The sequence below is a fragment of the Amycolatopsis sp. MEPSY49 genome, from assembly GCF_051337345.1.
Taxonomy (GTDB): Bacteria; Actinomycetota; Actinomycetes; order Mycobacteriales; family Pseudonocardiaceae; genus Amycolatopsis.
This window is the reverse complement of record NZ_JBDLYJ010000028.1, coordinates 18,701-28,172: the sequence shown is the minus strand read 5'-3', so window position 1 is coordinate 28,172 and position 9,472 is coordinate 18,701. Positions and strand designations below refer to the sequence as shown.

At 72.8% G+C, this 9,472-nt stretch carries 4 protein-coding genes; all 4 read right to left on the bottom strand.

Annotation, left to right across the window (positions count from 1 at the left end; genetic code table 11):
* Positions 1–95 precede the first annotated feature (95 nt).
* A complete protein-coding gene (gene fusA, locus ABFJ78_RS49935) occupies positions 96–2,036 on the bottom strand; it encodes an elongation factor G (protein ID WP_436394663.1) in 1,941 nt (646 codons plus the stop codon).
* Positions 2,037–2,338: 302 nt separating this feature from the next.
* The gene (locus ABFJ78_RS49930) at positions 2,339–3,778 is read right to left on the bottom strand and encodes a M4 family metallopeptidase (protein WP_436394662.1); all 1,440 of its coding nucleotides are present in this window, start codon (positions 3,776–3,778) and stop codon (positions 2,339–2,341) included.
* Between the two features lie 147 nt (positions 3,779–3,925).
* Positions 3,926–5,566 (bottom strand): PucR family transcriptional regulator, encoded by a 1,641-nt coding sequence (locus ABFJ78_RS49925; RefSeq protein ID WP_436394661.1) that lies wholly within the window; start codon positions 5,564–5,566, stop codon positions 3,926–3,928.
* 87 nt (positions 5,567–5,653) lie between these two features.
* Positions 5,654–9,259: a discoidin domain-containing protein gene (locus tag ABFJ78_RS49920; RefSeq protein ID WP_436394660.1), complete on the bottom strand. Its 3,606-nt coding sequence runs from the start codon at positions 9,257–9,259 to the stop codon at positions 5,654–5,656.
* Positions 9,260–9,472 lie beyond the last annotated feature (213 nt).

Genomic DNA, 9,472 nt, shown 5'->3' with positions numbered 1-9,472 from the left:
TTCGCGCCACCACAGGCAACCACCAGGACCCCAGCACCCTGACCAGCCACAACCAGGATGAAACAACCCCATTGGGGCGCTGGGGCCGCATCCGGTTACGGCGCCGGGGCGTAGCCCGACGGGCGGGCGGTGAACGTGCCGCGGCCCTGCGTCCGGCTGCGCAGCCGGTTCGCGTAGCCGAACAGCTCGGCCACCGGGACCGTCGCCGTCACCACCGCCGTGCCCGCGCGGACCTGCGAAGCGGCCACGCGGCCGCGGCGGGCCGCGAGGTCGCCGAGCACGCCGCCGACCGCGTCGGCCGGCACCGTCACCGCCACCTCCGCGACCGGTTCCAGCAGCCGCAGCTCGCACGCGCGCAGCGCTTCCCGCAGGCCGAGCCGCCCCGCCGTCCGGAACGCCAGGTCCGACGAGTCCTTCGGGTGGGTCGTCCCGCCGGTCAGCACCACCCGCAGGCCCGTCACCGGGTGCCCGCCCAGCGGCCCCTCGCCCAGGGCGTCCCGGCACCCGGCCTCGACCGCGCGGACGTACTCGCGCGGCACCACCCCGCCGATGACCGCCGAAGCGAACTCAAACCCCTCGGCGGCCGGCTCGACGTCCAGGACCACGTGGGCGAACTGGCCCGCCCCGCCGTCCTGCTTGACGTGCCGGTACAGCAGCCCGGACACCCCGCGGACCACGCTTTCCCGGTGCGCCACCGAAGGCCGGCCGACCGAGACCTCGAGCCCGCGGTCGCGCCGCAGCTTCTCCACCGCCACCTCCAGGTGCAGCTCGCCCAGGCCGGACAGCAGCGTCTGCCCGGTCTCCGGATCGGTCCGCACGACCAGCGACGGGTCCTCCTCCGCCAGCCGCGCCAACGCCGACGCCAGCCGGTCGCCGTCACCCGCCCGGCGGGCTTCGACGGCCACCGACACCACCGGGTCCGCCGTCGGCGGCGGCTCCAGCAGCACCGGGGCGTCCGGCGCGCAGAGCGTGGCGCCGACCCGGGCCGCCTTCGGCCCGGCCAGCGCCACGATGTCGCCGGCCACCGCACTGTCCGCCTGCTCGTGCCGGTCGGCCTGCACGCGCAGGACCCGCGCGACGCGGTCGACGCGGTCGCCGTCGCGCACCTGGTCTCCCTTCCGCAGCGTTCCCGAGTACACCCGCACGTACGTCAGCCGCCCGGTGGCGGTCGCCGCCACCTTGAAGACCAGCGCGGCCAGCGGCGCCGCCGGGTCCGCGGGCCGGTCGGCGCGCACCGGCGGGACGTCCGGCGGCGACGGCAGGTAGGCCACGACGGCGTCGAGCAACGGCTCGATCCCGCGGTCGCGGTAGGCCGCGCCGCACAGCACGACGAGCCCGTCGCCGCTGAGGGTCAGCTCCCGCAGGGCCTTCTCCAGCGTCTCCGCCGAGATCGTCCCGGTGGCGCAGAACTCGTCCAGCGCCACCGGGTGCAGCTCGGCGACGGCCTCCTCGAGCACCCGGCGCCGCCGTCGCACCTCCGACGAGGCGTCCACCGGCGGACGCACCAGGTCGACCACGCCGGTGAAGCCGTCCTCGCGGCCGATCGGCAGCTGGACGACCAGCGGTGCCGGGTGCAGGCGGTCCCGGATCGACGCGACGGCCGCGTCGAGGTCGGCGCCCGCGCGGTCCATCTTGTTGACGAACGCGATCCGCGGGACGCCGTGCCGGTCGGCCTGGCGCCACACGGTTTCGCTCTGCGGCTCGACACCCGCGACGGCGTCGAACACGGCGATCGCGCCGTCGAGGACGCGCAGCGACCGCTCGACCTCGGCGGTGAAGTCGACGTGACCGGGCGTGTCGACGATGGTGAGCCGATGGCCGCGCCACGCGCAGCCGACGGCCGCGGCGAAGATCGTGATGCCGCGGTCGCGTTCCTGCGGGTCGAAGTCGGTGACGGTGGTGCCGTCGTGGACTTCGCCCGTCTTGTGGGTGGCTCCGGCGAGGTGCAGGATCCGTTCGGTGACGGTGGTCTTGCCCGCGTCGACGTGGGCGAGGATGCCCAGGTTGCGGACGGTGGTCAGGTCGTGCGTCCGCATGGCGCGGTCCTTTGCGGACGATCCGGTCGGGCAGCGCGATTCGCCCGGGCCGGTCAGTCCACAGTGGACTACGGCCCGGGGTGCCGGTGCGAGCCGCGCGGCAGGCACCGGGGGCGCGGGGACACGAGGATCACCTCGGACCGCGGACGGGAGACGACGGCGACGTGCACGGCCGGCTCCCTTCGTTCGACGCGGTCTCGGACTCCGGGCAGCGTAGCGGCGGCTTTCCGGGCCGCCAACCGGATTTACGCGCCGAAGGCCACCCCGGTTTCCCGGAGTGGCCTTCGGCGCCGGATGTGAGGCTAGCTGGGGTCCTGGTCCAGCTGGGTGGCCTTCACCGCGTTGCCCACCTGGGTGCAGTCGTCGGCGGTGATGCCCGCGGTGCCCGCCTTGGCGAGCGCCGCGCAGGAGGAGTTGAGGGCCTCGCCGACGTCCTTGAACGTGGCGCTCTGGGTCAGCGTGTTCTCGACGCCCCACCAGATCTGGACGGACTTGTCGAGGCCGAGGCCGCGGACGGTCTGGCCGTTGAACGTGTCGCCGTCGGTGATGAGGTAGTCGGCCTTGTTGACGACACCGTCGTTGATGTGCTCGTCCGGGTTGTTCGTGTCCCAGCCCGGGCCGTTGACCATGTCCGGCTGCGGCTTGAGCGACGAGCGCGGGTCCTTCATGTTGCGGATCGCGCCCAGCGACGAGCCCGCGCCGAGCAGCCAGCGGTTGTCGCCGGTGTCGTTGGGGTCGTTCGAGGTGATGCCGATGAACTTGCCGAAGACGTCGGAAAGGCCTTCGTTGATCGAGTCGGCCTGGCCGCCGCTCAGCCCGGACGTGTGCTGGGTGACTCCGTGCGTCAGCTCGTGGCCGGTGATGTCGTCGGTGGTGACGCCCTCGCCGAAGGCCATCTGCTCGCCGTCCCAGAAGGCGTTCGCGAACGGGCACTCGCCGCTGACGCAGATCCGGACGGTGCCGCGCAGCGCCTTGCCGGTGCCGTCGGAGTAGTCGGCGCCGATCAGGTTCGTGAGGTCGACGTTGACGTACTTCCGGTAGAAGTCGGAGGCCTGGCCGAAGAACGTGTAGACGTTGTTGACGTCGGCGACGCTCGACTCGGCGCCGCCTTCCTCGCGGGTGACGGCGAAAGCGGTCCCGCAGCGGACCGACGCGGTGCTGCCGCTGACCACCTTGTGGTCGGCGTCGCAGACGTCCCGGTTGGCCTCGCGGACCTCCGACCACGACGTCAGGACGTCCTGGGTGCCGGCCTTGACGACCTCGGTCCACTTGTCGTCCAGCTTCGCGCCGTGCACGGTGACCTGGTAGGTCGGCACGGCGACGCCGTCGCCCTTCGCGCCGCCGAGGGTGGCGTCGTACCAGTACGCGCGGGGCGCGTCGGCCTTGAGCGTGGTGGCGGCGAGGCCGGTGCGCTTGGCGACGTCCGCGATGGCGGCGTCCGCGGCACCGGCGTCGCTCGCCGGGAAGGCGCCGGTGGTCTTCTTCGTGGTGCGGCCGTGGGTCGCGACGACCGCGCCCGCCTTGTCGCGCAGCTGCACCAGCTGGCCGCCGAACACCGGCACGCCGCCGATCTCCTGCTGCGACCGCACGACGCTGCCGAACGGCATCGCGAGGGAGTTCAGCGCGTGCATCGACGGCTGCGCGATGGTCGCGTAGGCCGGCGAGCCGGTCGTGGCCAGCGACACCGCGACGACGGCCGCGCTCACCGCTGCCGTCCCTGCGATGACCCGTTTGCGTGACACCCGGTACACCTCCGTGGAAGCTTGATCACCTGTCGTGAAGTCCGAGCAGGGTCACATGCCCCGAAGGGGTCGCACACCGGTCGAAAGTAGGTTAGTCACCACATGGGCGCCGTAAGTCGGTAGTTAATCACCGACATTTCGGACAGGTCAGGACGCCGGCGGGGCCACGACGCGGAGCTGGAGCATGGCCGCGAACCGGGCTTCCGGGTCGGTCATGTCAAAACCGCCGACCTCGGCCAGCCGGCGCAGGCGGTACCGGAACGTGTTGGGATGGACGTGCACGGCGGCCGACGCGGCGATGACGTCGCCGAAAGCGTCGAGCCAGGCCCGCAGCGTCTCGACCAGGTGGGCGTGGTGCTGCTCGTCGTAGTCGAGCAGGCGCGCGACCGGGCCGGTCGGGCGGTCGCCGCGGGCCGCGACGAGGTCCTGCAGCTCCAGCAGCAGCGCCTCGACGTGCACGTCGGCCAGTGCCGCCACCCGCCGGCCGGCGCCGCTGCCCGAGCGCAGCACGCGCAACGCGCGGTCCGCGCTGTCGCGGGCTTCCGGCAGCTCCGCCGCGCTGCGGGCCACCGGCCCGATCCCGATGACCGCCCGGACGCGGTCGCCCACCCGGTCCAGGAAGTCCTTCGCGATCCGCAGCGCGCGGCGTTCGCCGTCGGCGTCGCGGGTCACCGGCACCAGCCCGTACGCGGTGTCGCCGACCAGCGCCGCCGCGCAGCGCGGGTGGACCGCGCTCAGGTGCATCGCGAGGCCGTCCGCCAGCCGCTGGCGCTCGGTCGCGACCTCCGCGTCCTCGGCGCCGTTCTCCAGCACCCCCAGCGCCAGCACGACCACCGGCTGGTCCGCCAAACCCAGACGGCTCAACGCTTCCCGCGCGGCCGCCCCGCCTTCCAGCGCCGTGCTCAGCAGGTCCGCACGCAGCCGGCGTTCGACGTCGGCGCCGGCCCGGACGCGCAGCAGGTGCAGCGCCACCAGGCGGGCCGCGTCGCACAGGGCCTGGGTGCGGTCGGGCGTCAGCGGTTCGCGCACCGCGGCCCAGATCGAACCGAGGATCTCGTCGCCCGCCCGGACCGCCACGGCGACGCGGGGGATCATGAACCCCTCGGGGCTCTCCGGCGGGCGATCGACGTACACCGGCCGGTCGCTGCGGTAGAGCTCGCGGAACACGCCGCGGTCGGCCAGCATCCGGGAGAACCGCTCGGGCACCTGCCGGCCGAGGATGGTCTCGACGCGCGAGGGGTCGGCTTCGTCCTGGCGGCCGGAGAACGCGAGCACGCGCGAACGGCGGTCCTCGATGGTGACCGGCGCGTCGATCAGCGCCCCGATCGCGTTGGCCACGGCGAAGAGATCACCCGACGGCAGCCCGGCGAGGGTCTCGGGTTGGGCGTCCCCGACATCGCCCTCGGCCAGCAACGACCGCAGCATCGCCGCGAGCTGGGCCCACGACGCGCCACGGGCCAAGCTCAGCAGCGCGACGCCGGACTCCTCGACGGCGGCGGTGATCGCGGCCGTCACCGTGACCGGGGCGCGCAGCACGAGCCCGGCCGCGTCGTGGCGGGCCAGGACGCGCAGCTGGCGCACCACTTCGTCGGGCTCGGCGAGGCCGACGCCCAGCACCAGCGCGTGCTGCGGGAGCGCGGGCTCGTCGAGCGGGTCGTGGATGGCGACGCCGCCGATGCCGCCGGGCCGGTCGGCGTCCCCGAGGACGAGGTCCAGCAACGTGCCGCCCAGGTCGTCGAGGACGCGGCCGAGGCTGGCGTGCGGGCGCAGGTTCACCGAAACGAGCACCTCCCGAAGCTAGGCGGGACACCGCCAGCCTAGTTCGTCGGAAGGGACGAATTCACGTCTCGGATTCGTGCGCCCGCACCAATCGGGTTACGACGTCAGCTTCGCCGCCACGTTGTAGGCCTCCACCTGCAGCCGGGCGCCGGGCACGCGCCGCCGCGGCTCGACGCGGACCGTGCGGCTCTCCCCCGGCAGCAGCCAGAAGTAGTTGTCGCCGTAGCGGGTCGGCAGGACGCGATCGGTGCCGTTGCGCTCCCGCAGCGACAGCCGGATCATCGCCGCGACCGTCCTGCCGTCGTTGCGGATCGTCGCGGTGAAGGCGTCGCCGTCGGCCTTCAACGACGACGTCAGGCGTGCGCCCGGGAGCTGGTTGAGCGCGCGCATGGCCGTGTCGCTGCGATAGCGCCAGTACGTGTTCTCCGACAGCACCGCGCCGCGTGCGTCGGTCAGGGTCAGCCGGAGCAGGTGCAGGTCCGGGTGCCCGGCGTCGAACGGCACGGTGAACGCCGGCGTGCCGACGTTCGCGGCGACGTCCAGCTTCTGCTGCACCGGAGCACCGAGCGAGGCGCCGTCCAACGAGAACAGCCGCGCGGTGACCGTCACGCCGCTGAGCGCCGACGGCGTGTGGTTGACGACGCGGACCTGCCACGTCGTCGGGTCGGCCTGGACGTGCCGGGCCTCGCAGCCCTTGCGCGCGCCGTAGTAGCTGCCGTTGACGTCGAGGTCGTAGTCGTAGGTCTGCCACACCGTGCTGTGCCACGCCGGGTGCGACATCCAGAGCAGCACGCCGGTCGCGTCGGCCCAGAGCCTGGTGTTCCACGCCTCGAAGATCGCGCGCATGTTCTCGTAGTTCACGAACTGCGCCTTGCGGCAGAACTCGGCCAGGCTCGTCGACGGCGCCAGCCGCGCGTCGATCGCCGCCAGGTAGCTCTGCGGAGACTGGTTGCCGCCCGTGGACCAGTCGTGCAGGAACCACGGCGCGCCGATCGGCCAGCCCGGGTCGTCCTTGCCGACGAGGTTGCGCATGCTCTCCACGACCGACACCGTCGGCAGCCCGATCTCGCTCCAGAACCCGTACTTGCCGCCGGTCGCCTCACCGGTGAAGTACCGCTTCGGGTCCTGCCAGAAGTACGGCCCGTCGCCGGTGATCACGCCACCCGCCGAGTTGCCCTGGTACAGCAGGTCGGTGTTGTCGTGGACGATGTCCCGCAGCGCGTTGTCGATCGCCGGCGGCGGGGTGCCTTCGTTGCAGCCGAACCAGACCGTCGCGCACGCGTGGTGGCGGTAGCGCAGCACGGTGTCCTTCGCCTGCGCGAGGAAGATATCGTGGTTGGCCGGGTCGGTCGACCAGCCGTCCCAGAACTCGTTCCACAGCAGGATGCCGTACTTGTCGCAGGCGTCGAACAGCTCCTGGCGGTAGGACGAGCCGACCCAGTTGCGCAGCAGCGTGAAGTTCATGTCGCGGTGCAGGGAGACGACGGCGTCGGTCCGCTCGGCCGGCATCCGGCGCAGCAGCTCGTCCCAGCCCCAGCTGCCGCCGCGGGCGAACACCTTGACGCCGTTGACGAGGAAGGTCAGCGGCTTCGGGCTGTTGTCCACCGACGCCGCGTCGGTCCACGTGTCGCCGTCCTGCGACACCTGGATCTTGAAGGTCGCCGCGTAAGCGGTTTCCCAGGTCAGCACCACCTTCTCGAATGCCGTCGCGGCGCCGAGGTCGACCTGCAGCCACTGGTTGTCCTCGTAGGCCGACGTCCAGCGGGTGTTCGGGTCGCCGTCGAAAGCGCGTTCGGGCGGGTTGCCGTCGGCCACCGACAGCGAACTGGCCGCCTTGCCCTGCGCCACGTCGGTGCCCGAGCCGTCCAGCACGGACATCGTCCACAGCGAGAACCCCCAGCCCGTGGCGCGTCTGAGGCCCAGCATCCGGACGAACCGGGCGTTCTGCGGCGCGAGGTCGACGGTCTGGGTCGCGCGGCCGTCGGCGATGACGATCGGCAGGTCGTATTGGTAGCCGATCTCGCGCAGGCCGATCTTGACCGTCCGGCGGTCGCTGGTGCTCGCGCCGATCGCCGCGGTCAGCGTCAGTTCGTAGAGGTTCGGGTCGCCGTAGCCGTTGGGCCACCACAGCTTCGGGTTCTTCACCACCTGCTTCGGGAACGCGACGTCGGTGGTCTGCCCGGCCGGGACGGTGACCGTGGCCGAGACGCTGACCGGGCCGAAGGCGGCGCCGACCTTGACGCGCTGGGCGGTCGCGGCGGCGTTGCGCACCGGCACGGTGAGCGTCACCTCGGCCGTGTTCGCGTCGGGCACCTTCGTGTCGACGCGGACGTCACCGAGGACCGCCGCGCCGGTGGAGCGCAGGCGGACGTGGTCCCAGATGCCCGACGCGCGGTCGCGCACCGCGGGCATCCAGTCCCAGCCGGACACCGCGAGGTAGGTCGGCGAGTTGTCGAACATGGTGCTGCCCGCGTCGCGCCACGAGCTGCCGTCGGCGCCCTTGTCCCCCGGGCTGCCGGGCCGCGGCATCGGCGAGATCTTCACGGCGAGGGCCTGGTCGCCGGTGCGGCGCAGCGCCGCCGTGACGTCGAACGCGCCGCGGCCGAACGGGTGGCTCTGGGTGCCGATTTCCGCGCCGTTGAGCCAGATCTGCGCTTCGTGGTTGACGCCGTCGAACTCGAGCCAGACGTGCCGGCCCGGCGAGGTGTCGAGACCGCGCGGCAGGGCGAAGCGGCGGCGGTACCACCAGGCGTGGCGGGACAGCGCTTCCGGGACGTGGAGCTGGTTCATCCCGGAGACCGGGTCGGGCAGCTGGCCCTGCTCCACGAGTGACGCGAGGACGGTGCCGGGGACGGTCGCCGGGAGCCAGCCGCGGGTGTCGACGGTGTCGCCGGAGAGCGCCTTGCCGTCGCCCGTGGGCGCCCAGTCGTCCATGGTGAGGACCCAGCCGGACTCGAGCGGCACGGTGCCGTCGGCCGCAACGGCGAGCGCGGGCGGGTCGTCGTGCGGGCGGACCGGGAAGCTCGTCCAGCCGCGGACGGCCGGGCGGTTGTCCTTGCTGGTGCCGAAGACCTGGAAACCGTTGAGGCCCAGCGGGTTGGTCGTCGAGCGGCTCCCGGCGCTGAAGCGGACCCAGCGGGCGGTGACGGCCGGCAGCGGGATCGTGACGACGCCGCCGGTGCCGGCGTCGGTGTGGTGGACGGTGCGCCAGGCCTTGCCGTCGCCGGAGACGTCGAGGTCGAACGACACGGCGTAGCTGGACAGGATCTCGAAGCCGCTGGTGTGGCTGCGGGAGCCGGCGGCGTCGAAGGCGGGGTCGCCGGGCTGGGCTTCGAAAGTGAGGACGACCGAGTCGATCCGGCACTGGCCCTGCAGGTCGACGACGATCCACTGGCCGTCGCCGTCCGCGGCGCGCCAGCCGGAGCCCTTGACGCCGACCTGGGCGAGGCCGTCGACGGCGAAGTCGGCCGGGGTGGCGGCGTAGGCGGTCGAGGACACCTGCACCGGGCGGAACAGGGCGAGGTCGGTCGTCGCCGCCTGCGCGTCGGCGACGGCGGGCGCGGCGGACGCGACCCCGGGCAGGACGGCCGCGAGGCCGAACCCGGCCAGCAGGCCGGTCCCGGCGGCCAGGACGTGCCGCCGGGAAACGGCGGTCACCTCCGCGGGCTCGACATCGGCGGCGATGCCGTACTCCTCCGCCATGGGGGAACTCCGTTCGGGCGTGGGTGACAACGTTGCCAGGAAGCTTCCGCCGCGCGCGCTGGGAGCGTCAAGAAGACAAGGAGGACAAGAATTAGGAAAAATGACATCGATGTCGGCGAATCGCTCGCCGTGCCCCGGTGAGCGGTGCTCGTCGCGGGTGCGACGAATCCGCAACCCGCCGGGCGGGCCGCTCTTTAAGCGCGAGTTCGAACG

Coding starts and splice junctions, on each gene's coding strand:
- ABFJ78_RS49920 (WP_436394660.1), bottom strand. CDS start 9,259: ATGGCGGAGGAGTACGGCATCGCCGCCGATGTCGAGCCCGCGGAGGTG.
- fusA (WP_436394663.1), bottom strand. CDS start 2,036: ATGCGGACGCACGACCTGACCACCGTCCGCAACCTGGGCATCCTCGCC.